Source organism: Klebsiella sp. 141198 (assembly GCF_050600785.1).
Lineage (GTDB): Bacteria > Pseudomonadota > Gammaproteobacteria > Enterobacterales > Enterobacteriaceae > Klebsiella > Klebsiella aerogenes.
On sequence record NZ_JAQIRM010000003.1, the window covers coordinates 625,998 to 648,983 of the forward strand.

The following is a 22,986-nucleotide window of genomic DNA, read 5'->3' on the forward strand; positions in this document are numbered from 1 at the left end:
CATGGCTTTTGATGATTTACGCAGCTTTTTGCAGGCGCTGGATGAGCAGGGGCAACTGCTAAAAATTAGCGAAGAGGTGAATGCCGAGCCGGATCTCGCCGCTGCCGCTAACGCCACAGGGCGCATCGGCGACGGCGCGCCAGCGCTGTGGTTCGATAACATTCGCGGCTTTACCGATGCCCGTGTCGCCATGAACACCATCGGTTCCTGGCAAAACCACGCGATTTCGCTGGGGCTGCCGCCAAACACGCCGGTGAAAAAACAGATTGATGAATTTATTCGCCGCTGGGATAAATTCCCGGTAACGCCGGAGCGTCGCGCCAATCCAGCGTGGGCGGAAAACACCGTTGATGGCGACGATATCAACCTGTTCGATATTCTGCCGTTGTTCCGCCTGAACGATGGCGACGGTGGTTTCTATCTCGACAAAGCCTGCGTGGTTTCTCGCGATCCGCTTGACCCGGACAACTTCGGTAAACAGAACGTCGGCATTTATCGGATGGAAGTGAAAGGCAAGCGCAAGCTGGGCCTGCAGCCGGTACCGATGCACGATATCGCGCTGCATCTGCATAAAGCGGAAGAGCGCGGTGAGGATCTGCCCATTGCCATCACTCTGGGTAACGACCCGATTATTACCCTGATGGGCGCCACGCCGCTGAAATATGACCAGTCAGAATATGAGATGGCGGGCGCGCTGCGCGAAAGCCCGTATCCCATCGCCACCGCGCCGCTGACCGGCTTTGACGTACCCTGGGGCTCGGAAGTGATCCTTGAAGGGGTGATTGAAGGGCGCAAGCGTGAAATTGAAGGGCCGTTCGGCGAGTTCACCGGCCACTACTCAGGCGGCCGCAATATGACGGTGGTGCGTATCGATAAAGTCTCTTATCGCACAAAACCGATTTTTGAATCGTTGTATCTCGGAATGCCGTGGACCGAAATCGACTATCTGATGGGCCCGGCGACCTGCGTGCCGCTGTACCAGCAGCTGAAAGCCGAGTTCCCGGAAGTGCAGGCGGTCAACGCCATGTACACCCATGGCCTGCTGGCGATTATCTCCACCAAAAAACGCTACGGCGGTTTTGCCCGCGCGGTGGGATTACGGGCGATGACTACCCCGCATGGCCTCGGTTACGTGAAAATGGTCATTATGGTTGATGAAGATGTCGACCCGTTCAACCTGCCGCAGGTGATGTGGGCACTCTCCTCGAAGGTCAACCCGGCGGGCGACCTGGTGCAGTTGCCGAACATGTCGGTACTGGAGCTCGACCCTGGTTCCAGCCCGGCGGGGATCACCGACAAACTGATTATCGACGCCACCACCCCGGTTGCGCCGGACCTTCGCGGTCACTACAGCCAGCCGGTGCAGGATTTACCGGAAACCAAAGCCTGGGCTGAAAAACTGACCGCCATGTTGGCCAACCGTAAATAAGGAGAAGAAGATGATTTGTCCACGTTGCGCTGATGAACAGATTGAAGTGATGGCGACGTCGCCGGTAAAAGGGGTATGGATCGTTTATCAGTGCCAGCACTGCCTCTATACCTGGCGTAATACCGAACCGCTGCGTCGTACCAGCCGTGAACATTATCCGCAAGCGTTTCGCATGACGCAGAAAGATATTGATGAGGCGCCGCAGGTGCCGCATATTCCACCGCTGTTGGCGGAAGATAAGCGTTAAATGACTGGCCCGGATATTCCGGGCCTTTTTATGTAGAATTAAAGGGCGTGACAAGTATTTTTAATTAGATTATAACTAATGACGTAATCATTAATGGTTATAATTCACATCTTGTCAGCTATCATTACTCATTTTTTCTTCTCCCTGGTCGTTTTTTCAAACAGTCAACCCTCCGTAAGTTTTTAATTAAATACATCCAGTTTGAATCAATCTGTAAATATCTTGTAGTCTAAATATGGACTCGAACGAGTATTTAGAAATACATATTAACGCCCATTTTTTTCGAAGCGAGTTAATAAGCATTATCACTGAACGTGCATTATTTAATGGGCGTTTGGTGATAATGCTTTTCGATTGTCATGATGACAGCGTTAATAATTGCGATGTTTATTATTTTTATTGGGATATTAAAGAATGAAACTTACTAAAATCGGCGCAGCTCTGGTTCTGACTTTTGGCATGAGCGCGGCAGCGATGGCATCTAACACCATTACCTTTAACGGTGAAGTGCTGGAGACGGGTTGCAATATCACTGTTGATGGCGGTACTCCGGATGCAACCGTTGAACTGGGCAGCGTGGCAGCAACTGATTTGGTAGCAAAAGGTGACCTCGGCGCGCCGAAACAGTTCGTTTTTAATCTGGACCAGTGCCCGACTGCGTCCAATGTCAATATTGTCTTCTCTGCGCCGGTTGACCCGGTGGCTGGTGATGACTCGTACTTCGCGAATACTGCCAGTGGGGTTGGTGTCACTGCTGCACAAAACGTTGCCGTTCAACTGAAGCAAGGCGGTTCTAATGGCACCATCGTGAAGAACAATGCAGACAACGATCCTATTACCCTGGACTCTGGCTCTGCTACCGAGACCTACACCGCATCGATGATTGCTGTTGATCAGGCTGTTGCTGGTACGGTTCAGTCCGTCGTGACCTATAACGTCCGTTATAACTAATCCTGAAGGAGGGGAAACCCTCCTTATATTTTTGTGAGTGCATAATGAAACCCATCGCAGCTTTTGTTTTTTGTGTGGCCGCCGTTGCCAGCCTGAATGCGTCTGCCAGTATCGTTACCGGCGGAACGCGGGTGATTTTTGACGGCTCCCATCAGGCCGCCTCGTTATCCGTGGAAAACTCGGACAAAGTTACCAATCTTGTGCAATCCTGGGTCAGTCCCGCCGAAGGTAGCGCGCTGAAAAAAGAAACTATGATTATTACGCCGCCGCTGTTTCGCCTCGAAGCCGGGAAAAAAGCGTCGATCCGTATTGTTCGTTCAGGGATGCCGGTTGCGGAAGATCGCGAATCATTATTGTGGCTAAACGTAAAAGGTATTCCCGCTACGGATGATAGTTCTGCTGGCAAAAATACCATGCAGATTGCCATCAATTCGAAAATTAAGCTGATCTATCGCCCGGTTGCGCTCAAAGGCCAGTCGCCGGAAAGCAGTGCAAATAAAGTGGTATGGAAGCCGGCCGTCGGCGGTGTGCAGGTCAATAACCCGACGCCGTTTTATATGAACTTCTCCCGCATAGAAATTAATAATCATGCGCTCAGCGGCCAATATTTTGTCGCACCGTTCTCCACGCTGAATATTTCCGAAGGGAAGATCCCCTCCCACGGCAAAGTGACCTGGTCGCTGATTAATGATTACGGCGTGAAAGGTCAGGACAAAGTCTCTTCATATTAATCGGCATGGTACGTATCCCGTACGGATACAGGGTAATAATGGAAAAAGTTAAGCATACCTATGTCCTTTCTTTAGGGCTGGGGCTCAGTATTGCCTTCAGTTCTTTCAGCACCAATGCTCAGGAACATTTTAACCCTCGTCTTTTGGAAACGGATAGTACAGAGAGGCCAATGATGGATCTCAGTCTGTTTGCCAAAGATGAGGTACCGCCTGGTGACTATAACGTCGATATTTATATCAACGGTAGCCTGGTGGATACTAAAACCATTTCCTTTCGCAAGCTGTCGGACGACAAAAACACCACCGCCGGGCAGGTTGTTGGAGCGTGCCTGAGCGTGTCTGAGCTGAAAGCCTGGAATGTGCGGGTCGATAACTACTTTAGCGAACAGGACAAAGCCAGCGAGTGCGCCAGCCTGCAGGCTATTCCGGGTCTGGAACAGAAAATGGATCTGGCGAATCAGCGCTTTGATCTCACTATCCCGCAGGTTGCCCTGCTCAACACCGCCCGTGGCTACGTTTCGCCAGAGCGATGGGATGAAGGTATTGCCGCCGGTTTGCTTAACTACAGCGTCTCTGGTCAGCAGGATTTGCACCACCGTAATGGCGTGGACAGTAGCAACCAGTTCGTCAGCCTACAGCCGGGGCTGAACCTGGGGGCGTGGCGTTTGCGTAACTATTCCACCTACAGCCACTCTGAATCCGAAAGTGAGTGGGATTCGGTGTACACCTACGCTTCCCGCGATATTAAATCTCTGAAAAGCCAACTGGTTCTCGGGCAGGGCACCACCCGTGGCGGCGTGTTCGATAGCGTGGGTTTTACCGGGGTACAGATGTATTCCGATAATGATATGAAGCCGGACAGCATGCAGGGCTTCGCGCCGGTGATCCGCGGTATCGCCCGCAGCAACGCCGAGGTCACGGTGTACCAGAACGGACACAGCATCTATAAGGCTACGGTGCCGCCGGGGCCATTCGAATTCAGCGATATGTACCCGACCGGTAGCTCCGGCGACCTGAAAGTGGTGATCAAGGAGTCTGATGGTTCGCAAAGTAGCTTCATCGTCCCTTACGCCACATTGCCGGTGCTACAGCGCGAAGGACAGGTGCAGTATGGCCTGGTGGCGGGTAAAACCCGCCAGGACGGCTCGGATTCGCGGGCGGAAGACTTTAACTTTGTCCAGGGATCGGCGGCCTGGGGCGTCGGTAAAGGCGTGACGCTGTATGGCGGCTATATTCAGGCGGAAGACAAATACTCCAACCTGATTGCCGGTACCGGTTTTAACCTCGGCAGCGCCGGGGCGCTCTCTTTTGATATTTCACAGTCGTGGGCGGATGTCCCGCAGCCGGACAATATACGGCAGATGGAACACCATAGCGGCCAGTCGTACCGCGTGCGCTACAGCAAGACGCTGCAGCAGACCAACACCGATATTGCGGTGGCTGGCTACAAATTCTCAACCCGCGGTTATCTGTCGTTCCAGGATTTCCTCAATGATTGGGACCCGGGCAACAGCGCCATCGATAACGGTCGCGAACGTAACCGTTTCGACGTGACTATCTCGCAGACGCTGCCTTTCGGTACGTTATCCCTGACCATGTATGACGCCTCCTACTGGAACAGCCAGCACGCCGACTCGCTGAACCTCGGCTTCAGCAGCACGCTGGGGCCGGTATCGTACTCGCTGAACTATGCGCACACGAAAAACGTTGATGGCGGTTATGGCAACGATTCTGATGAATACGATGACGATAACGTCTTCTCGCTTAACTTTAGCGTACCGTTCAGCGCCTGCAGCAATAGTGAAGCGGCGCAGTCGATTTCGGCTAACTACTCGATGAACAGCAGCAAACACGGCGATACCACGCATAACATCGGTATTTCCGGCACCGCAATGCAGCAAAACCAGCTCAACTGGCAGGTATCGGAAGGCTATAACGCCGATGCAGAAGCGACCAACGGCAACGTTACCGTCGGCTACCAGAGCTCGTATGCCGATGTGTCCGCCGGTTACAGCTACGACGACTACAGCCGTCGTCTGAACTATAGCCTGCGCGGCGGAATGGTGGTTCACAGCGGCGGTATTACCCTGGCCCGTCAGTTGAATGACAGCGTAGCGCTGGTGGAAACGCCGGGCGTCTCCGGGGTGCCGATCAATGGCCAGACTAACGTCCATACCGACTACTTTGGTAATGCGATTGTGCCGTACGTGCGTCCGTACCACAGTAACCAGATTTCGCTCAATACCGTGGAGGCCAGCGATGCCACTGCGGCCATTGATAACGTCGCCAAAACCGTGGTGCCGACCAAAGGCGCGGTGGTCCGCGTGAAGTACAACACCTGGATTGGCCGGAAGGCGATGATGACGTTGATCTTCAACGGTAAGCCGGTGCCGTTCGGCGCGGTAGTCACGCAAACCAGTGATGATTCGGACGACACCCGCAGCAGCATCGTCGGCGACAGTGGCGAAGTGTACCTGGTTGGTCTCGCCGATAAAGGGCAACTGATGGTCAAGTGGGGCGACGGGGCGAACAAACAGTGTGCCGTTGACTACTCACTGGCGGGCGCGAAGTCGCAGGCCGATATTCTGTTTATCAACGGGATATGTCATCCCGTCCCGGGGGCTCACTGATGTCACGCTTTCATTTTGCTACCGTCCGACGCATGGCGGCGACGGGCCTGCTCTTCGTTGCCGGGCTGCCGTCTGCGCTGGCGTACAACACACAGGATGTCATTAACTTCAGCGTCACGGGGAATATTGTGGCAGGCAGCTGTAATGTTAGCTATCCCGCGACCGTTGAACTGGGAACCTATCTGCCAACGGATTTTATTAATGAGGGCGATAGCACGGACAATGTCCCGTTCACCGTCTCTTTCACTAACTGTTCTCCCTCGCTGACTAAAGCGACGGTAGCGTTTACCGGTGCCGTAGATGGAACCCAGCCATTCTATTTTGCCAACGGGATTACGGCAGAGGGGGGCGGGGCAACCGATGTTGCACTGGAATTATTAACCGATGCGGATCACTGGCAAATGTCTAACGGGCAGAGTCATGACGTCACTCTCGAGTCAGACAGTCATGCCGGTGAGATAATTTTTGTCGCAAGAATGGCAACCCCAGGCCACAACCCCGGTACCGGGGAGTTCCAGAGCGTCGTCACCCTGAACGTTGTTTATAACTAGTTACCTGATAAAAGGCAGGAGAGATGTCAAAATTTTTATATGCTGTTCTGTTTTTAACGGGGATGCTGGTTAGCGCAATGCCAGCTCTGGCTCGGGATAATAATCTCCAGCAGACACGTGATATTACCTTTCACGGCAGGATTGCCGCAGGGACCTGTAATGTCACCACTCCTGAAACCGTAGATCTGGGGAAATACTATAAAGGAGACTTTTCTGTTGCCGGCGGTAACACCGGCAACGTTCCAGTCACCATCAGTTTTGACAGCTGTACTGCTGAAATCAGCCAGGCCACCGTCACTTTCACCGGCACACCCTATTCCGAAGACTCGACCTATGGCTCGGTCATTTATGCCAATCAGGTGACGCCTGATGCCGATGGCGCTACCGATGTTGGATTGCAGTTGTTCGATTATCCAGCTATCCACGTGGCGCTGGCCAATGGGGTGAGTTATCCGGTACCCATTGAAAATGGCGCGGGCGCATTGAAATTTATTGCCCGCATGTACACCCCTCATGGCGCCCCAACGGCGGGTAAATTCAGCTCCGCGGTCACGTTGAACGTGACCTATAACTAACCCCGATTTAAGGCAAACAACGTGTTAAAATTTTTATATGCCACCCTGTTATTGTTGGGGCTGTTTCCGCTGGCGGCCCAGGCGGTTTGTCATCGTATCGACGACACGCCATCGCAATCTTATGTTGCGATGCCGCAGCAGCTACTGGTCTCCAGTAAAAATTATGCGCCGGGCGAGATCCTTTATGACTCCGGATATATGTCCGGCGGCACGACAACCATCAAGAACTGTGCGGGGACCTATTACGTCGGCTTTCACTACGCCGGTGCGTTAACCACCGCCAGCCCGCTGCAGGATAATGTCTATCCGTTGACCAATGGTTCAACCGCCACCGGGCTCGGTATTCGCGTCTATACCATTAATCAGGCGGGCCCGTTTGATGACGAACGGGCGATCGATAACAGCTGGCAGGAACACGATGCCGGGGCAGGCTCCGACCACACCCTCAATAATTCCGCTTATCGGGTGCAGATTATCGCCACCGGCGGGCCGATAACCAGCGGCACGTTTAACGTGCCGAGCCCGCTGGCGCGGGTCGATTATCGCGAAACGCAGAGTATTGATAGCAGTGATGGCGACATCGCCTCCACGCTGACGCTGTCGACCACCACGGTTGAAGTACATGCGATGGGCTGTACGGCGGATGTGGCGAGTCTCAACTTCCCAATGGGGGATGTCGAAGTGTCGGCATTTGATAGTACCGGCTACGTTTATTCCGGTCCGGAAAAAAACGTCAATCTGACCTGCGAGCCGGGAACCAATGTCTCGATGACCATGAATGCGGCGACGGTGTCCGGCGATAACTCAACTATTGCGCTATCCGATAATGGCGACGGGAGTACGGCGACGGGGGTGGGGGTACAGCTGGAAAGAAAACTTCCCAATGGCGGATTCTATGTGTTGATGAGCGCAGGCCAGACGGTACCGATCTTTTACTCAAAGCGCAGCGACACTTCAACCTGGTCTGCGGGGACCGACGCTGATGGCGCTACTCCCTTTTCCGGTGATACCGGCACGGCTAGTACCTATGCTGACGCGACCAACCCTGGCGGCGCTTCCGCCAATGAAACTCTGACCTTCCGGGCTAACTACCATAAAATAGGGGAAACCATTACCCCCGGTACCGCCAATGCCACCGGGACGATCACCCTGCAATATAACTGATGCTAAAAACAAAAAGCCTGACGATGACGCCAGGCTTTTTGCTATTTTAGCGGCTAATTACACCAGGCTTTTCAGGCGGTAAATCCACTCCAGCGCCTGACGCGGGCTCAGTGAATCCGGGTCAAGATTCTCCAGCGCTTCCAGCGCCGGTGAGGTCTCTTCCGGCGCGCAGAGCAGCGACATCTGCGTACCATCAACCTGCGTGGCGGCGGCATTTGGCGAAATGCTCTCCAGCTCGCGCAGTTTCTGTCGCGCGCGTTTGATCACTTCTTTCGGCACCCCTGCCAGCGCGGCGACCGCCAGGCCATAGCTCTTGCTGGCCGCGCCGTCCTGCACGCTGTGCATAAAGGCGATGGTATCGCCGTGCTCCAGCGCATCGAGGTGCACGTTGGCCACGCCTTCCATTTTTTCCGGCAACTGGGTGAGCTCGAAGTAGTGGGTAGCGAACAGGGTCAACGCTTTGATCTTATTTGCCAGATTCTCCGCGCAGGCCCACGCCAGCGACAGACCGTCGTAGGTAGACGTACCGCGGCCGATCTCGTCCATCAGCACCAGGCTGTGTTCGGTGGCGTTGTGCAGAATATTGGCGGTTTCGGTCATCTCCACCATGAAGGTGGAACGGCCGCTCGCCAGGTCATCCGCCGCGCCGACGCGGGTAAAGATGCGGTCGATCGGGCCAATTTCTACCTTCTGCGCCGGCACGTAGCTGCCGATATAGGCCAGCAGCGCAATCAGCGCGGTCTGGCGCATATAGGTACTTTTACCGCCCATGTTGGGCCCGGTGATGATCAGCATGCGGCGCTGCGGCGCCAGCTGCAGCGGGTTGGCGATAAACGGCTCTTTCAGTACCTGTTCCACTACCGGGTGACGGCCTTCGGTAATGCGAATACCGGGTTTATCGATAAAGGTCGGGCAGCAGTAGTTGAGGGTTTCCGCGCGTTCCGCGAGGTTCACCAGTACGTCCAGCTCGGCCAGCGCGCTGGCGCTGGTTTGTAAGTCGGCCAGATGCGGCAGCAGCTTTTCGAACAGGTCGTCATAGAGCTGTTTTTCCAGCGCCAGCGCCTTGCCTTTTGAAGTCAGGACCTTATCTTCGTATTCCTTCAGTTCCGGAATAATGTAGCGCTCGGCGTTTTTCAGCGTCTGGCGGCGCACGTAGTGAATCGGCGCATGCTGGCTCTGGCCGCGGCTGATCTGGATGTAGTAACCGTGAACGGCATTGTAGCCGACCTTCAGGGTATCAAGGCCCAGGCGCTCACGTTCGCGGATTTCCAGTTTGTCGAGATAATCGGTCGCGCCATCGGCCAGCGCCCGCCACTCATCCAGCTCTTCATTATAACCCGGAGCGATAACGCCGCCGTCACGCACCAGTACCGGCGGCGCGTCGATGATCGCGCGTTCCAGCAATTCGCGTAGCTCGGCGAATTCGCCCATTTTCTCGCGCAGCTGTTGCACCGGCTGACAGTCAACGTCGGCCAGCAGCTCGCGCAGCAGCGGCAGCTGCTGGAAGGCATGACGCATACGGGCTAAATCGCGCGGGCGGGCGGTACGCAGCGCCAGACGCGCCAGAATACGCTCGAGATCGCCGACCTGACGCAGCACCGGCTGCAGCTCGGTATAGCGTTCTTGTAAGGCGCCAATTGTTTGTTGGCGTTCAACCAGCACCGCGGTATCGCGTACCGGCATATGCAGCCAGCGTTTGAGCATGCGGCTGCCCATCGGCGTGACCGTGCAGTCGAGTACCGAGGCAAGAGTGTTATCAACGCCGCCGGCGAGATTCTGGGTGATCTCCAGATTGCGACGGGTGGCGGCATCCATAATGATGCTGTCCTGCTGGCGTTCCATGGTGATGGAACGAATGTGCGGCAGCGAGGTGCGCTGGGTATCTTTGACGTACTGCAACAGGCAGCCGGCGGCGCACAGCCCGCGCGGGGCGTTTTCAACGCCGAAGCCCACCAGATCGCGGGTGCCGAACTGCAGGTTGAGCTGCTGGCGCGCGGTGTCTATTTCGAACTCCCATAGCGGGCGACGGCGCAGGCCGCGGCGGCCTTCAATCAGTGAAGATTCGGCAAAATCTTCCGCATACAGCAGTTCCGCCGGATTGGTACGTTGTAGTTCCGCCGCCATGGTCTCGCGGTCGGCCGGTTCGCTCAGGCGAAAGCGCCCGGAGCTGATATCCAGCGTCGCGTAGCCGAAGCCCTTGCTGTCCTGCCAGATGGCGGCCAGCAGGTTGTCCTGACGCTCCTGCAGCAGCGCTTCATCGCTGATGGTGCCCGGCGTGACGATGCGTACCACTTTGCGTTCTACCGGCCCTTTGGTGGTAGCCGGATCGCCAATCTGTTCGCAAATCGCGACCGACTCGCCCTGATTCACCAGTTTAGCCAGATAGTTTTCCACCGCGTGGTGGGGGATGCCGGCCATGGGAATCGGTTCGCCCGCGGAAGCGCCGCGTTTGGTCAGCGAGATATCGAGCAGCTGCGAGGCGCGTTTGGCGTCGTCATAAAACAGCTCGTAAAAGTCGCCCATCCGGTAAAACAGCAGGATCTCCGGATGCTGAGCCTTCAGCTTCAGATACTGCTGCATCATTGGGGTGTGTGAATCTAAATTCACGTTGTCATTCAGTGACATGATTAACTTATTCCATTGAATTTAAAGTAAATTGTGATTTTTGTTATTCTCATTAGATATCACGTTGTCTCATAAAAAATCACCAAATCCCACTTGTAAGTGTAGGTCAAAGTGTAGGTTGTTATGTAGGTTATGGTATAATTGCACTAAATAAACTCACAACCTACACTTGGAAAGAAAAGCTGGGTTACAGCCTCAATAAATCAAGTGGTTAGCCATAAAATGGATCTTATATGACGGATAAACCAGCAGGTAAACCTTTGTCATCCAAAGCGGTTGAAATGATGAAGCCTGGGGACAAAAATAAGGCTGATACGGGTGAGAACCGAGGCTTGCGTGTGACTTGCGGTGCCTCTGGTATCAAGACCTTTTTCTACCGCTATACTAGCCCAGTGACCAATAAGCTGTCACAGGTAAAAATTGGAAGCTTCCCGCAAACTTCGCTCGCAATGGCACGTATGAAGTTGCAAGAACTCAAACTAATCAGAAGTGAAGGGCGCTGTCCGGCGTCTGAGGTGAAGAACGAAAAGCAACGGTTATTAGAAGAGAGCCAAAAACCGAAAGCGGCAGTGCTGAAGGTTGAAGGGTTGGTTGAGCTGTATCTTACCGAGCGTATTGAGGATCGTAAAACGAAGGATGGGAGGATCATCCCCGGTGCCAGAAAGCCTAAAGGGCAAGCTGAGGTTCGTCGCACTCTTTATGGTGATGCCGTTAAAACCTTAGGAACACGAAATGCAGTTGAGATTACGCGCCAGGATGTTATCAATTTAATTAATGGTATTGTTGCCAGAGGTGCAACCGTGCAGGCTGGTAATGTTCTGAGGGAGCTTTCACTCGCTTATGAGTTTGCAATTGGCCTTGGGCACTTTGATGACAGTTTTGCGAATCCGGCGTTGTTAGCAAAATCCAGCTTACGACAAACCAGAATCAAGCTCACAAATGGTCGTGGAACACGGGTACTGAGCGAGGCTGAGCTTGGAAAGTTTCTAAAATGGCTTCCGGGTTCGGCTTATACGCCAACGATTAAAAACGTGCTGCGGCTGACACTCTGGACAGGATGCCGAACAGGTGAAGTTTGCAACATGGCTTGGGATGATGTTGATCTTGAAAAAGGCACCATTCATCTGCGGGAAACCAAGACTGGGGTAGAGCGTTACGTTCAGTTATCGGATCAAGCGATCGACTTTCTCAAGGTTCTTCGACTTACCTCTGACAAATATCTGTTCCCTTCGCAGGCAACTAAAAAGCCGATCCAGCAGAAGTACCTAACTGAAAACTCATGGCGTTTACGTGAAAGCGGTCAAATGCTCGATATACCTCATTGGACGCCGCACGATCTGCGTCGTACAGTACGAACGGGCTTATCTCGTTTGCAGTGTCCAAATGAGGTGGCTGAGGCCGTATTGGGGCATACACGTGGCGGTGTTGAAGGGATCTACAACTTGTATAAGTATGATGCTGAGTGCCGGAAGTGGTTGCAGGTGTGGGCGGATTATTTGGATGATTTGATTTAAATTTGTTAATATTAAAAAATCAAAATAATAATCAATTAGGTATCAATGTGTTGATACGTAAGAAATAAGGATGAATATGAATTTCGATAACTTTGATAATTCAATTGGTGTTGACGGTTATTATAAGATAATTAGATCTAAATTTTTCCCAAATGAAAGTCCTGATATTTTTAATATTGCAGGGTTTCATGCGGAGGAACAGATTTTTAGGAAAGGTGACCTGCCCCCAGTATTAAACACAATAATCAGTTAGTAATGTCGGTTGATTTACTCCCGTATTCTCCGTTTCGCCATCCCACTGCAAACTCTGAAGGGATCTGATAATTCAACGAAGAATGAGGCCGACATTCGTTATAGTCCTGCCTCCATGCGTTTATAATTTCTTTTGCATGAAAAACATCGTGGAACCAGTGCTCATTCAGGCATTCATCGCGAAAACGACCATTAAAGCTCTCGATAAAGCCATTCTGTATCGGCTTGCCCGGCTGAATAAGCCGCAGCTCGACATTATGTTCAAAGGCCCACTGATCCAGCGCACGGCAGGTAAACTCAGGCCCCTGATCTGTTCTTATCGTCGCCGGATAGCCACGAAACAGCGCAACACTGTCCAGAATGCGTGATACCTGAACGCCTGTAATCCCGAAAGCAACGCTGATCGTCAGACACTCCTTCGTGAAATCATCAACGCAGGTCAGGCATTTAATCCGGCGACCACTGACCAGCGCATCCATGACAAAATCCATTGACCACGTCAGGTTAGGACCAGCCGGACGTAACAGCGGAAGCCGCTCAGTTGCCAGCCCTTTACGGCGTCGTCTGCGTTTTACGCCCAGGCCATTGAGATGATAAATGCGGTAGACCCGTTTGTGGTTAACGCAAAGGCCTTCACGACGCAGAAGCTGCCAGATACGCCGGTAACCGAAACGTCGGCGTTCCATTGCCAGTTCGGTGATACGTGCAGACAGATACGCATCAGCAGCCGGGCGGTGCGCATCATAACGGCAGGTCGACAGGGACAAACCTGTCAGACGGCAGGCACGCCGTTGCGACAGACCTGTCGCTTTGCACATCACTGTCACGGCTTCCCGCTTCTGGTCTGTCGTCAGTACTTTCGGCTCAGAGCCACCTGTAGTGCCTCTTTATCCAGCATGGCTTCGGCGAGCAGCTTCTTGAGACGGGCGTTCTCTTCTTCAAGTGACTTAAGCCTTTTTACTTCAGATACTTCCATGCCACCAAACTTCTTACGCCACGTATAAAACGTGGCGTCGGAGATGGCGTACTTACGGCAGAGTTCGCGGGCGGAAACACCCACCTCGGCTTCGCGAAGAATACTGATGATCTGTTCGTCGGAAAAACGCTTTTTCATGGGGTTGTCCTCATGTTGCTGATGAAGACATTACTAACATCGTCGTGTGTTAATCAATGGGGAGCAGGTCAGCCATATAAGGGATATCAACCGATTTTTAGTTCTGTTCAGTATTTCTGGTGGTAAGTATCTTTGATGGCCATTTCAGATTGATTCACATATCAGTGTTTGATACTGAAACATTATGTTACCATCAGCGCGCTGAATAAACCCGCCTGTTAAACCGGGATGCAGGATACCCGGGCCCTTTCCCCCACCCCGTAGCAGATGTATGCATTCAATACCTAACCATATTTACAGGTTGATTATATAAAAATAATCTGTTTTTAACATATGCCGTACTATGCCTATACTCACCCCGTTATCAGAGGAGATATGGGCATGACCGATAAAATTTTGACACTGCACAACGGAACCCGGCCACTGAGCGCGCTCAGCAGCCCAAAAGAAGCAATTCGACAGTTTACGCCCAACTGGTTTGCCGCCACCATGGGAACCGGCATTCTTTCTCTGTCACTGGCTCAATTTCCATGGCAGGTACCGGGAGTACGCACGCTGGCCGAAGGCCTGTGGATGTTCAACATCCTGCTGTTCATCGTATTCTCGCTGACATACTTAGCCCGCTGGGTGATGTACTTCGATGAGGCAAAGAGCATCTTTGGTCACTCTACCGTGTCCATGGTTAACTCACCGAGGGTGAAGCTGAAATATTTCAGCCACCCCGGGGGATTTCGCGTTGCCATTATCGCGCTTGTTCATCGTTTATTTCCGGGCATCGACCGACCGCTGACATGAATCATTCATGGGGTAGCAGAAGACCAACATTTTAAGTCTGCCCTTAAATTTATGCTGCATTCATTTGGCCCTGAGGTAAGCAATGTTTGGATTAGATGCTTTTCACCTTGCGAGGATACAGTTCGCCTTTACTGTTTCTTTCCATATTATCTTCCCGGCCATCACCATCGGCCTCGCGAGTTTTCTGGCCGTGCTCGAAGGGCTGTGGCTGAAAACCCGTAACGAGACCTATCGCGATCTCTACCATTTCTGGGCAAAAATCTTTGCCGTAAACTTCGGTATGGGCGTGGTGTCCGGCCTGGTAATGGCCTACCAGTTTGGTACCAACTGGAGCGGTTTCTCCCAGTTTGCCGGCAGCGTCACGGGGACGCTGCTCACCTATGAAGTGCTCAGCGCTTTCTTCCTAGAGGCCGGTTTCCTCGGCGTGATGCTGTTCGGCTGGAACCGGGTGGGGCCGATGCTGCACTTCTTCTCTACCTGCATGGTGGCGCTGGGCACGCTGTTTTCCACCTTTTGGATTTTGGCCTCTAACAGCTGGATGCAGACGCCGCGAGGCTTCACCGTTGAAAACGGTATTGTCGTGCCGCAGGACTGGCTGAAAATTATTTTTAACCCATCATTCCCTTTTCGCATGCTGCATATGTCGACCGCGGCATTTCTCGCCAGCGCTTTTTTAGTCGGGGCTTCTGCGGCCTGGCATCTACTGCGCGGCAATAACAACCCTGCCGTGCGTAAGATGTTCTCCATGGCGCTGTGGATGGCGCTAATTGTCTCCCCGATTCAGGCCTTCCTCGGCGACGCACATGGCCTGAATACGCTGGAGTACCAGCCCGCAAAAATCGCGGCCATTGAAGGACACTGGGAAAACAAGCCCGGCGAGCCTACGCCGCTTATCCTGTTCGGCGTACCCGATATGGAGCAGGAACGCACTAAATATGCGCTGGAAATCCCTTATCTCGGTAGCCTCATCCTGACGCACAGCCTGGACAAACAGATCCCGGCGCTAAAGACCTTCCCGAAAGAAGACCGGCCTGACTCAACCGTTATTTTCTGGTCATTCCGCGTGATGGTGGCGCTCGGTTTACTGATGATCGGTATGGGCGTTATCAGCCTGTGGCTGCGCATGAAGAAACGGTTGTATCAGTCACGCCCGTTTCTGTGGTTCTGCCTGTTCATGGGGCCGTCGGGTCTGATTGCGATTCTGGCCGGTTGGGTAACCACTGAAATGGGCCGCCAGCCGTGGGTCGTTTATGGCATACAGCGCACCATTAATGCGGTATCAGCGCATGGCGCTCTGCATATGAGCATCAGCCTACTGGTGTTTATTCTGGTCTACTGCTCGGTATTTGGCGTCGGCTATCACTATATGATGCGCCTGATCAAAGCAGGCCCGGTCGTCGGTGAAGGTAAAGAAGTTGATATCGGAGGCCCAGGCCAGCACAAAACCCCGGCGCGCCCTCTTTCTGCCATCGACACCTATAACCACGGGAAGCACTAAGATGATCGATTTTTCAATTATCTGGTTCGCCATCATCGTATTTGGCACCCTGATGTACATCGTGATGGATGGTTTTGATCTGGGCATCGGCCTTCTGATGCCGTTCAACCAGGATCCCATCGAGCGCGATATGATGGTCAACACCGTAGCACCCGTGTGGGATGGTAACGAGACCTGGCTGGTGCTGGGCGGCGCTGCGCTGTATGGCGCGTTTCCGCTGGCCTATTCGGTTCTGCTCGATGCGCTATCTATCCCGCTGACCGCGATGCTGATTGGTTTGATTTTCCGCGGCGTGGCATTCGAGTTCCGCTTTAAGGCAACCGAAGAACACCGTCCGTTCTGGGATAAATCATTCATCGCAGGTTCGCTGCTTGCCACGTTCAGCCAGGGCGTCGCGGTAGGATCAATCCTGAACGGTTTCCCGGTCTCCGGTCGCGAATATGTAGGCTCAGGAATGAGCTGGCTGGCTCCGTTCCCGCTGTTCTGCGGCGTCGGGCTGGTTATCGCGTATGCGCTGCTGGGCTGTACCTGGCTGATAATGAAAACCGAACACGGCCTGCACCGTAAGATGTCGGCGCTGGCAATACCGCTGACTCTCGCACTGCTGTTCGTCGTCGGCATCATCAGTATCTGGACGCCGCTCACGCACGCAGATATCGCGCAACGCTGGTTTACACGTCCAAACCTGTTCTGGTTCCTGCCGGTTCCGGTTCTGGTCGTTCTGTGTTCGTGGAGCATCGTGCGTGCCATTAAACGCGAAGCGCATTATTCGCCATTTATCCTGACGCTGGCGCTGATTTTCCTGGGCTTCTCGGGGCTGGGGATCAGTATCTGGCCGCACATCATTCCACCGTCAATCACCCTCTGGCAGGCTGCGGCCCCGGAAAATAGCCAGGCATTTATGCTGGTTGGTGCGCTGCTTATTATCCCGGTGATTCTGGGGTATACCTTCTGGAGCTATTACGTCTTCCGCGGAAAAATCAAACCCGATGAAGGGTATCACTGAGACGCGAATCAAGGTCGGCAGCATGAAAAACAATGAAACGCAGCCCTCTGTTTGGAAACGCCTGGCATGGCTGGTAATTATTTACGGCGCAAGCGTATTGGCGCTGGGCGTCGTGGCCTCGCTGTTTCGTATGCTGATGTCCGCCGCGGGGATGCATACGCACTAAATGGGCGGCTCTGTTTTATACCGGATACGGTGAGAGTGCGTATAACGGAACATCTGTTATATAAACCAAAGCGTCGCGTAGCGACGTGATATCTGAACACGCCTTTTTTTTAAATAAAACGGGGCGTTTATCAAAGCCATTCACACCGTGCTTATTTCGCCCGGAAATCTTCACCGAATACGTTACTGCTATAGGGCGTGACCCATACACGTTTCGGCAGATTACTTTTTTAAGATCTGCCTTTTCCACCCTTTACGGAGTTAAACAGAAGCCGGATCGCGACATGCTTTAAAGCACCGCCCTCGTCACCTCTGCATTATTAATAAAAGTGGTAAATTTTAAATAAATTATGAATTTTACCGTGTAAACAATTAGGTGTAGTTTTGTATGTAAAAGGTTAAATGCCTTATTAAACAAAGCGGAATCATTCAGGACATAAAAAAGGTATCCACTATGGGAATTCGTTTCACTAAAGCAGCGCTGCTGTCACTCTCTCTCACGCTTTCCGTTCATGCGCTCGCGGACCCTTTACAGTGTGAAAATAAAGATTTCACTCTACAAACGCTCGGCACTGGTGGACCAATAACGGATGACCAGCGGGCTTCATCCGGTGAGGTTATTTGGCTGAACGGCAAATCAGCGCTTCTCATTGATGCCGGTGGCGGCGTTTTCCTGCGGTTTGGTCAATCCGGGGCCCGCCTGGAAGACTTAAAGCTTATCGCTATCAGCCATTTCCATACCGACCACGTCGCTGATTTAGCCGCCATTCTTAAAGGCGGTTATTTTATACAAAATAAAGAAGTTATCGATCTGGTTGGGCCAACGGGCGGTGGTGCATTCCCATCGATGACGCAATATTTCAACGATCTCTTTAAAAAGGACGATGGGGCTTATTCCTATCTGAACGGATTGTATAACGCCACCGATGGCATCAAGTTAGCAACAAAAGTTAGAGATATTGATTACACCTCAGCAGAACCGCAGCTGGTTTATCAGGATGATGAAATGAAGATTACCGCGCTGGGTATTCCGCATGGCGATGTTCCATGCCTGGCGTTCCGTATTGAAACAGCCAAAGGCACTATTGTCGTTTCAGCGGACCAAAACGGTAGTAATAAAGCCTTCATTCCATTTGCTAAAGGTGCGGATATGTTGGTAATGCCGCTAGCGATTGATGAAAACGCGGACGCTGAATCGAAATTTATTCATGCAGCTCCCGATGTTGTCGGGAAAGTGGCCGCTGAAATAAATCCGAAGGTTCTAATCCTTAACCACTTCATGGGTAAAGGCCTGCTCCTGAAGGATGAGTCAGTCAAAATTGTTAAGCAATATTATCACGGCACGGTATATGCCAGCCGGGATCTCGCTTGTTTCCCAATCTCATTAGCCAAAAAATAAGGATCAAATCATGAAAAAAGATATCATGCTGTCAATTATGGTGAGCTCAGTCGTTGTTGCAGGAATGGTCTCCCCAGCAAATGCCGCCGACACCTCAAATGCCATCAGCACCGCAAATAAAATTGAAATTAAATCACCGACCAGTAGCGGTAAATGTGCGAGCGGTAAATGCGGGACTGAAAAAATATACGCCCAGGCCAAATTGAAACAGGACCCTCAGGATCAGCTGGTACGCGCCAGAGATGGTAAATGTGGCCTGACGGGAGATGGCCTGAAAAACCCTGCATCCCTGCAGCAAGTCAGCGACAAGAAAATTGTGAACGGCGTATGCGGGAAATAATCCAAAATGGTGCTGGCATTGGGCTGCGTGCGGAGCACATTACGACACTTTTGCAGCAGCCCAGGCGTAAGGATATAGACTTCCTCGAACTGGCACCGGATAACTGGATGAACATCGGTGGCGCTAAAAAAGAGCAACTGACAGATATTGCCAGTAAATACTCTTTAATTGCTCATAGCCTGAGTCTGTCAATTGGTGATATTTGCCCACTAAATGAGGACTATATAAACGATATTCGTCGTTTTCTTGATGAATATAATATTGACGTTTATAGCGACCACCTTTGCTTCTCCCGGGACCAGCAGGGATATCTTTATGACCTGCTGCCGGTGCCGGGGTTCCCGGACACGCTGCCGTACCTGGCTGAACGTATTGACCGGGTACAGAATTTGCTGGGTCGCCAGCTGGTTCTTGAGAATGTCTCTTCCTACCATCGCTATGAAGGTGAGATGCCCGAAGCAGAGTTTTGGTGTGAATTATTGCACCGCAGCGGCTGCGGAATGCTACTGGATATAAATAATGTTTACGTTAATGCCTTTAATCATGGTTTTGATGCACTAGCGTATATCCGTTCTATCCCGACGGACTCGATTGTTTATTACCATATTGCGGGGCATCTGGAATTTGAAGAGTTTCGTCTTGATACACACGGAATGCCGGTCCTGGATGAAGTTTTAAAGCTGGCAAAAGAAACATTCCGTATTCATGGGGCAAGGCCTTTATTGCTGGAGCGGGATAATAACGTTCCGCCTCTGAATGAACTATGTGCGGAATTAGCAGAGATCAAGACATACATTTTACAATAAGAGGGTCACGTGACTGTATCTCATTCAGTGCCTGCAAGTCTGGCAAAAGCGGAGGCTGATTTTGCTGCCCGGCTACGCGCCCGCAGCACGGGGAATGATACCTGTCCCCGAGGCCTTGCACTTTACCGAAAAATTGTTAGGGAGAATATATGCGGTGTCATTCAAAACGTCTTCCCGCTGTTCTGTCGGAATCTGGATAATGCGGGTCTTGATGATTTAACGGATGCGTTTATTCATCAGCACCGGGCCAGCCAGCCAGAGTTTCATCAAGTGGCAACAGAGTTATTGATGTTCATACGTCAGCAAAGCAATGTGTCGTACCAGAACAACGCATTGATTGAATATGAATGGCTCATGTATGCGGTGGAAATTGATGACAGTGAGGTACCTCAGGCGCAGGAAATAATGTTTAGCACCGGGCTGATTAATAACGCTTATATAGAAATTAATCCGACCCTGAAAATCATTTCCTTACCATTCTGGTTAAAAGAAGGAGAGCCTTGTTATGACGATTCGAATATGTTGCATTACTATGCAATTTTTCGAAAGAATGATAAGACAATCTGGCAAAGAAAACTTAACCAGAATGACGTAATAATTTTATCAGAAATTAAAAATTCGCCGATGCCGATAAAGGCATTACAGGACAAAGTAGCAACCCTATTTCCTGAAATGTCCTTTTTCTCATGGTTGGAACTTGGCCATAATGACGAACTTTTTTCCTTAACATTTAAGGTATGACGCTATGCTAAAGAAACTAATAAACTGGTACAACCTGATTGTATCAAAAATAATGAAAGCAGACTTTGTTGCTTTATTACTTATTCGACTCTATTTACTTCCGGTTATCTACGAAGGCGCGCACTCCAAAGTTCTGGGCTTTAGTGGCACCGTCGCCTGGTTTTCACAATCAACGGCGCAGGGCGGGTTGGGGCTACCCTTCCCGTGGTTACTGGCTTTTCTGGCAACGTCAACGGAAGTACTGGGGCTAATATGTATTGCTCTGGGCCTGTTCACCCGCATCATGGCGATTCCGATGATGGTGGTGATGAGCGTGGCGAGCCTGATGGTTCACTGGTCCCACGGCTGGCTGGCAATTGCAAGTAATAACATGGAGTCAGCCCAGAGGATGACGGCGTTCCTGCAATGGCTGATGGAGAACTTCCCGGGCCGTTATAACTATATTACTCAGCTGGGAGACCCGATCATTCTGAATAACGGCATCGAATTTTCTGCGACCTATTTCATCATGCTGCTTGTGCTGCTGGTCTATGGCGGCGGGAAATTTGTCAGCATAGATTACTGGCTGAAAAAAATCCGTATCGCATAAGGTTTCAGCGCAGGCTGAAACCAATTGCCTGAGCTATCTGAGGGCCTCCGACAGCCGAGCCCTCAGAGTGTTTTCTCAGTGACACTATGATTGTGGCAACGATTAACACAGGCGCTCATCGCTTTTATTTTTAGGCCGCCTCTTAAGTACCTGTATCCTGCAGGCAGATGCGTACAGTGGCTATAAGGCTCTATACGAAGACGGGCGTATATCCGCAAGCGCTGGCGCATGGTCACCAGGGAGAGCGAGTCATGTTCTCCCCGCCGGGAAACGTCTCGAAAGAGGGGGGCTTCGGGGTTGACGGTTACGGATTTTTCTGCCGGCGGAGGCGTTTGAAACGCTGGTCCGGGAGCTCACCATGCAATGCACCGAAAGCACGCTGTCAGAAGCTCTCACAGGGCTGCGCTGCCTTTATGGATATCTATGACATGGTTAAGTAATGCCACATGGGAGGCCGTGAGTTCGCAGTTATATCCAGCCAGATGCTGCACCATCGCGTTAAAACCTGACTAAAGCGAATCACTGGCTCCCGGTTACGTACTGACGAGGTAGACGGCAGGGCGTTTTAGCTTTGCTTGTTCTGGTAAAGATCCCAGCGGTTGCCGTAAAGATCTTCAAATACAACCACCGTGCCGTACTCCTCTTCGCGGGGTTCCTGGGAGAATTCTACGCCGTTTGATCTCATGGCATTGTAGTCACGCCAGAAGTTATCCGTCTGCAGAAAAAGGAATACCCTGCCGCCGCACTGATTACCGATAAAACCTTCCTGTCTCTCATTTGAAGCCCGTGCCAGAAGAAGATTACAATCACTTCCCGGATTAGGTGTAACCACGACCCAGCGTTTACCCAGCTGCGGTATATCCTCAACGAGGGTAAACCCCAGCTTTTCCGTGTAATACTTAATTGCCCGGTCATAGTCATCAACCACTATGGCCACATATCCCATACACCGTTTTTGCGTTCGCATTTCCGCTCCGTGAGGTTTCAGTCCAAAGCCATGAAACACAGCGATGGCTAAAAGCGAACCCAAAGGTCAGGGTAATTTATCAGCCTGTTTACTCGCCGTGGGTGAATCACGCTGAGCGGTTAGCGGAATCAGCATCAGCGCGTTAGCGTGTGAGTATGGTGTTTCCAGGGCAACGATTGCCGCTATCTTTGATTAAGTAGTCTGGTTAAATACTCGCTTGGCAAGTTTGATAAACTAACGCTTTAACTTCTTGAGTTTTTTTTGCTGCCATGTCTTGATAAACCATGCCCTAGATAATTCGAGTTGCAGGAAGGCGGCAGGGGAGTTCATCCCCAAGAGTTTACTAAAGTAAGAGACGGGGTGAGTGAAGCCAACGCACCTGCGGCTTGAAATATGACGGGTATATCCTCAGGGTTTAAAAGCTAAGTGACTAAAAAGTTGCACCGGCTAGTTAAGCTAAAATCACGCTTATGGAAATATTAAAATGAAAAAAGCTCTTTTGGTTGTTGTTACAGCAATTGCTTTATCTGGGTGCGCAAGTTCAAGTGGTAAGCCCGTTGAGGTTGTTAACGCAGATCGTGCTGGAGGTGTAGTTACCGTTGGCTATGTTAACTCAGAGAATCTACCTCTGATGGATGATGGCAGTAAAGCACGTTGGGGTGACGCCGTAGGTATTGCTACTCGTGTGTGTAGCAAGTGGGGATACGAAAGTGCGGAAGAGCTAACTCCACATGCTCGCACTGAAGGGCAGCGTAACGTCTACGGACAGCTTATGAATGGAAGCGTGACAAAGCAATATCAATGTTTGGGTGGCAACGTTAAATAATAACTACATCAAGCCATGCTTCAATCTGCTTAACTGAGGCATGGCTTGACTGACCCTGACCTAAAATCCTG

Annotated in this window: 22 protein-coding genes and 2 pseudogenes; 21 read left to right on the forward strand and 3 right to left on the reverse strand. The window is 51.7% G+C overall.

The features are described from left to right. Nucleotide 1: 1 nt before the first annotated feature. The 8 genes from PGR10_RS12880 to PGR10_RS12915 all read left to right on the forward strand — a co-directional run bounded on the left by PGR10_RS12880 (nucleotide 2) and on the right by PGR10_RS12915 (nucleotide 8,278). A complete protein-coding gene (locus tag PGR10_RS12880) occupies nucleotides 2-1,429 on the forward strand; it encodes a non-oxidative hydroxyarylic acid decarboxylases subunit C (protein ID WP_045361374.1) in 1,428 nt (475 codons plus the stop codon). 10 nt (nucleotides 1,430-1,439) lie between these two features. Then, on the forward strand, nucleotides 1,440-1,676 hold the full coding sequence (locus PGR10_RS12885) for a non-oxidative hydroxyarylic acid decarboxylases subunit D (protein ID WP_087858570.1): 237 nt from the start codon (nucleotides 1,440-1,442) through the stop codon (nucleotides 1,674-1,676). A 414-nt stretch (nucleotides 1,677-2,090) separates the two neighbouring features. Then, a complete protein-coding gene (locus tag PGR10_RS12890) occupies nucleotides 2,091-2,627 on the forward strand; it encodes a fimbrial protein (RefSeq protein ID WP_015703287.1) in 537 nt (178 codons plus the stop codon). Nucleotides 2,628-2,671: 44 nt separating this feature from the next. After that, complete coding sequence (locus PGR10_RS12895) at nucleotides 2,672-3,358, forward strand: fimbria/pilus periplasmic chaperone (protein WP_430923576.1); 687 nt, start codon at nucleotides 2,672-2,674, stop codon at nucleotides 3,356-3,358. A 38-nt stretch (nucleotides 3,359-3,396) separates the two neighbouring features. After that, on the forward strand, nucleotides 3,397-5,988 hold the full coding sequence (locus PGR10_RS12900; protein ID WP_430923577.1) for a fimbria/pilus outer membrane usher protein: 2,592 nt from the start codon (nucleotides 3,397-3,399) through the stop codon (nucleotides 5,986-5,988). Next, on the forward strand, nucleotides 5,988-6,539 hold the full coding sequence (locus PGR10_RS12905) for a fimbrial protein (RefSeq protein ID WP_087858568.1): 552 nt from the start codon (nucleotides 5,988-5,990) through the stop codon (nucleotides 6,537-6,539). Before PGR10_RS12900 ends, PGR10_RS12905 begins: the two co-directional genes overlap by 1 nt. Nucleotides 6,540-6,562: 23 nt before the next feature. Further along, nucleotides 6,563-7,114: a fimbrial protein gene (locus PGR10_RS12910; protein ID WP_213317180.1), complete on the forward strand. Its 552-nt coding sequence runs from the start codon at nucleotides 6,563-6,565 to the stop codon at nucleotides 7,112-7,114. A gap of 21 nt (nucleotides 7,115-7,135) precedes the next feature. Then, nucleotides 7,136-8,278, forward strand: a complete 1,143-nt coding sequence (locus PGR10_RS12915; RefSeq protein WP_411325241.1) for a type 1 fimbrial protein — start codon at nucleotides 7,136-7,138, stop codon at nucleotides 8,276-8,278. A 57-nt stretch (nucleotides 8,279-8,335) separates the two neighbouring features. Here PGR10_RS12915 and mutS read toward each other — a convergent pair whose 3' ends face one another. Beyond that, nucleotides 8,336-10,903 carry a DNA mismatch repair protein MutS gene (mutS, locus tag PGR10_RS12920; RefSeq protein WP_430923578.1) on the reverse strand — a complete coding sequence of 856 codons (2,568 nt, stop codon included), beginning with the start codon at nucleotides 10,901-10,903 and terminating at the stop codon, nucleotides 8,336-8,338. A gap of 233 nt (nucleotides 10,904-11,136) precedes the next feature. Here mutS and PGR10_RS12925 point away from each other — a divergent pair, with 233 nt between their 5' ends. After that, on the forward strand, nucleotides 11,137-12,417 hold the full coding sequence (locus PGR10_RS12925; RefSeq protein WP_430923580.1) for a tyrosine-type recombinase/integrase: 1,281 nt from the start codon (nucleotides 11,137-11,139) through the stop codon (nucleotides 12,415-12,417). Between the two features lie 245 nt (nucleotides 12,418-12,662). On the opposite strand, the gene PGR10_RS12930 is transcribed toward PGR10_RS12925, so the two are convergent. Continuing rightward, nucleotides 12,663-13,783, reverse strand: a protein-coding gene (locus tag PGR10_RS12930) for an IS3 family transposase (protein WP_430923581.1) whose coding sequence is annotated in 2 segments (ribosomal slippage) — nucleotides 12,663-13,525 and nucleotides 13,525-13,783 — 1,122 coding nt in all. Because the reading frame shifts where the segments join, the coding sequence is not laid out codon by codon here. A gap of 381 nt (nucleotides 13,784-14,164) precedes the next feature. On the opposite strand from PGR10_RS12930, the gene PGR10_RS12935 reads away from it, so the two are divergent. The 10 genes and pseudogenes from PGR10_RS12935 to PGR10_RS12980 all read left to right on the forward strand — a co-directional run. Further along, nucleotides 14,165-14,578, forward strand: coding sequence for a hypothetical protein (locus PGR10_RS12935; protein ID WP_430923582.1), 414 nt, complete (start codon nucleotides 14,165-14,167; stop codon nucleotides 14,576-14,578). Nucleotides 14,579-14,660: 82 nt separating this feature from the next. After that, nucleotides 14,661-16,076: a cytochrome ubiquinol oxidase subunit I gene (locus PGR10_RS12940; RefSeq protein WP_213493669.1), complete on the forward strand. Its 1,416-nt coding sequence runs from the start codon at nucleotides 14,661-14,663 to the stop codon at nucleotides 16,074-16,076. A gap of 1 nt (nucleotide 16,077) precedes the next feature. Next, nucleotides 16,078-17,082, forward strand: coding sequence for a cytochrome d ubiquinol oxidase subunit II (gene cydB, locus PGR10_RS12945; RefSeq protein ID WP_213493670.1), 1,005 nt, complete (start codon nucleotides 16,078-16,080; stop codon nucleotides 17,080-17,082). A 22-nt stretch (nucleotides 17,083-17,104) separates the two neighbouring features. After that, nucleotides 17,105-17,248 carry a DUF2474 domain-containing protein gene (locus PGR10_RS12950; RefSeq protein WP_213493671.1) on the forward strand — a complete coding sequence of 48 codons (144 nt, stop codon included), beginning with the start codon at nucleotides 17,105-17,107 and terminating at the stop codon, nucleotides 17,246-17,248. A gap of 453 nt (nucleotides 17,249-17,701) precedes the next feature. Then, complete coding sequence (locus tag PGR10_RS12955; RefSeq protein ID WP_213493672.1) at nucleotides 17,702-18,646, forward strand: MBL fold metallo-hydrolase; 945 nt, start codon at nucleotides 17,702-17,704, stop codon at nucleotides 18,644-18,646. Nucleotides 18,647-18,656: 10 nt separating this feature from the next. Next, nucleotides 18,657-18,986, forward strand: a complete 330-nt coding sequence (locus tag PGR10_RS12960; protein WP_213493673.1) for a hypothetical protein — start codon at nucleotides 18,657-18,659, stop codon at nucleotides 18,984-18,986. Further along, on the forward strand, nucleotides 18,974-19,792 hold the full coding sequence (locus PGR10_RS12965) for a DUF692 domain-containing protein (RefSeq protein ID WP_213493674.1): 819 nt from the start codon (nucleotides 18,974-18,976) through the stop codon (nucleotides 19,790-19,792). Before PGR10_RS12960 ends, PGR10_RS12965 begins: the two co-directional genes overlap by 13 nt. A gap of 9 nt (nucleotides 19,793-19,801) precedes the next feature. Next, on the forward strand, nucleotides 19,802-20,533 hold the full coding sequence (locus PGR10_RS12970; protein WP_213493675.1) for an HvfC/BufC family peptide modification chaperone: 732 nt from the start codon (nucleotides 19,802-19,804) through the stop codon (nucleotides 20,531-20,533). Between the two features lie 4 nt (nucleotides 20,534-20,537). Next, nucleotides 20,538-21,122 (forward strand): HvfX family Cu-binding RiPP maturation protein, encoded by a 585-nt coding sequence (locus PGR10_RS12975; protein WP_213493676.1) that lies wholly within the window; start codon nucleotides 20,538-20,540, stop codon nucleotides 21,120-21,122. A 212-nt stretch (nucleotides 21,123-21,334) separates the two neighbouring features. Continuing rightward, a pseudogene (locus PGR10_RS12980) lies at nucleotides 21,335-21,549 on the forward strand (transcriptional regulator); the annotation flags it as partial. Between the two features lie 138 nt (nucleotides 21,550-21,687). Here PGR10_RS12980 and PGR10_RS12985 read toward each other — a convergent pair. Beyond that, entirely contained in the window at nucleotides 21,688-22,089 is a 402-nt protein-coding gene (locus tag PGR10_RS12985; RefSeq protein WP_213493677.1) for a VOC family protein, read from the reverse strand. Nucleotides 22,090-22,210: 121 nt separating this feature from the next. On the opposite strand from PGR10_RS12985, the pseudogene PGR10_RS12990 reads away from it, so the two are divergent. Both PGR10_RS12990 and yecR read left to right on the forward strand, forming a co-directional pair. Next, nucleotides 22,211-22,285 (forward strand): annotated as a pseudogene (locus PGR10_RS12990) (recombinase family protein); the annotation flags it as partial. A gap of 288 nt (nucleotides 22,286-22,573) precedes the next feature. Next, on the forward strand, nucleotides 22,574-22,915 hold the full coding sequence (gene yecR, locus PGR10_RS12995) for a YecR family lipoprotein (RefSeq protein WP_430923585.1): 342 nt from the start codon (nucleotides 22,574-22,576) through the stop codon (nucleotides 22,913-22,915). Nucleotides 22,916-22,986 lie beyond the last annotated feature (71 nt).

What these genes read in the sequence shown, in the direction of transcription:
- PGR10_RS12880 (WP_045361374.1), top strand. Translation starts at nt 2, where the DNA reads ATGGCTTTTGATGATTTACGCAGCTTTTTGCAGGCGCTGGATGAGCAG.
- PGR10_RS12885 (WP_087858570.1), top strand. Translation starts at nt 1,440, where the DNA reads ATGATTTGTCCACGTTGCGCTGATGAACAGATTGAAGTGATGGCGACG.
- PGR10_RS12890 (WP_015703287.1), top strand. Translation starts at nt 2,091, where the DNA reads ATGAAACTTACTAAAATCGGCGCAGCTCTGGTTCTGACTTTTGGCATG.
- PGR10_RS12895 (WP_430923576.1), top strand. Translation starts at nt 2,672, where the DNA reads ATGAAACCCATCGCAGCTTTTGTTTTTTGTGTGGCCGCCGTTGCCAGC.
- PGR10_RS12900 (WP_430923577.1), top strand. Translation starts at nt 3,397, where the DNA reads ATGGAAAAAGTTAAGCATACCTATGTCCTTTCTTTAGGGCTGGGGCTC.
- PGR10_RS12905 (WP_087858568.1), top strand. Translation starts at nt 5,988, where the DNA reads ATGTCACGCTTTCATTTTGCTACCGTCCGACGCATGGCGGCGACGGGC.
- PGR10_RS12910 (WP_213317180.1), top strand. Translation starts at nt 6,563, where the DNA reads ATGTCAAAATTTTTATATGCTGTTCTGTTTTTAACGGGGATGCTGGTT.
- mutS (WP_430923578.1), bottom strand. Translation starts at nt 10,903, where the DNA reads ATGTCACTGAATGACAACGTGAATTTAGATTCACACACCCCAATGATG.
- PGR10_RS12925 (WP_430923580.1), top strand. Translation starts at nt 11,137, where the DNA reads ATGACGGATAAACCAGCAGGTAAACCTTTGTCATCCAAAGCGGTTGAA.
- PGR10_RS12935 (WP_430923582.1), top strand. Translation starts at nt 14,165, where the DNA reads ATGACCGATAAAATTTTGACACTGCACAACGGAACCCGGCCACTGAGC.
- PGR10_RS12940 (WP_213493669.1), top strand. Translation starts at nt 14,661, where the DNA reads ATGTTTGGATTAGATGCTTTTCACCTTGCGAGGATACAGTTCGCCTTT.
- cydB (WP_213493670.1), top strand. Translation starts at nt 16,078, where the DNA reads ATGATCGATTTTTCAATTATCTGGTTCGCCATCATCGTATTTGGCACC.
- PGR10_RS12950 (WP_213493671.1), top strand. Translation starts at nt 17,105, where the DNA reads ATGAAAAACAATGAAACGCAGCCCTCTGTTTGGAAACGCCTGGCATGG.
- PGR10_RS12955 (WP_213493672.1), top strand. Translation starts at nt 17,702, where the DNA reads ATGGGAATTCGTTTCACTAAAGCAGCGCTGCTGTCACTCTCTCTCACG.
- PGR10_RS12960 (WP_213493673.1), top strand. Translation starts at nt 18,657, where the DNA reads ATGAAAAAAGATATCATGCTGTCAATTATGGTGAGCTCAGTCGTTGTT.
- PGR10_RS12965 (WP_213493674.1), top strand. Translation starts at nt 18,974, where the DNA reads ATGCGGGAAATAATCCAAAATGGTGCTGGCATTGGGCTGCGTGCGGAG.
- PGR10_RS12975 (WP_213493676.1), top strand. Translation starts at nt 20,538, where the DNA reads ATGCTAAAGAAACTAATAAACTGGTACAACCTGATTGTATCAAAAATA.
- PGR10_RS12985 (WP_213493677.1), bottom strand. Translation starts at nt 22,089, where the DNA reads ATGCGAACGCAAAAACGGTGTATGGGATATGTGGCCATAGTGGTTGAT.
- yecR (WP_430923585.1), top strand. Translation starts at nt 22,574, where the DNA reads ATGAAAAAAGCTCTTTTGGTTGTTGTTACAGCAATTGCTTTATCTGGG.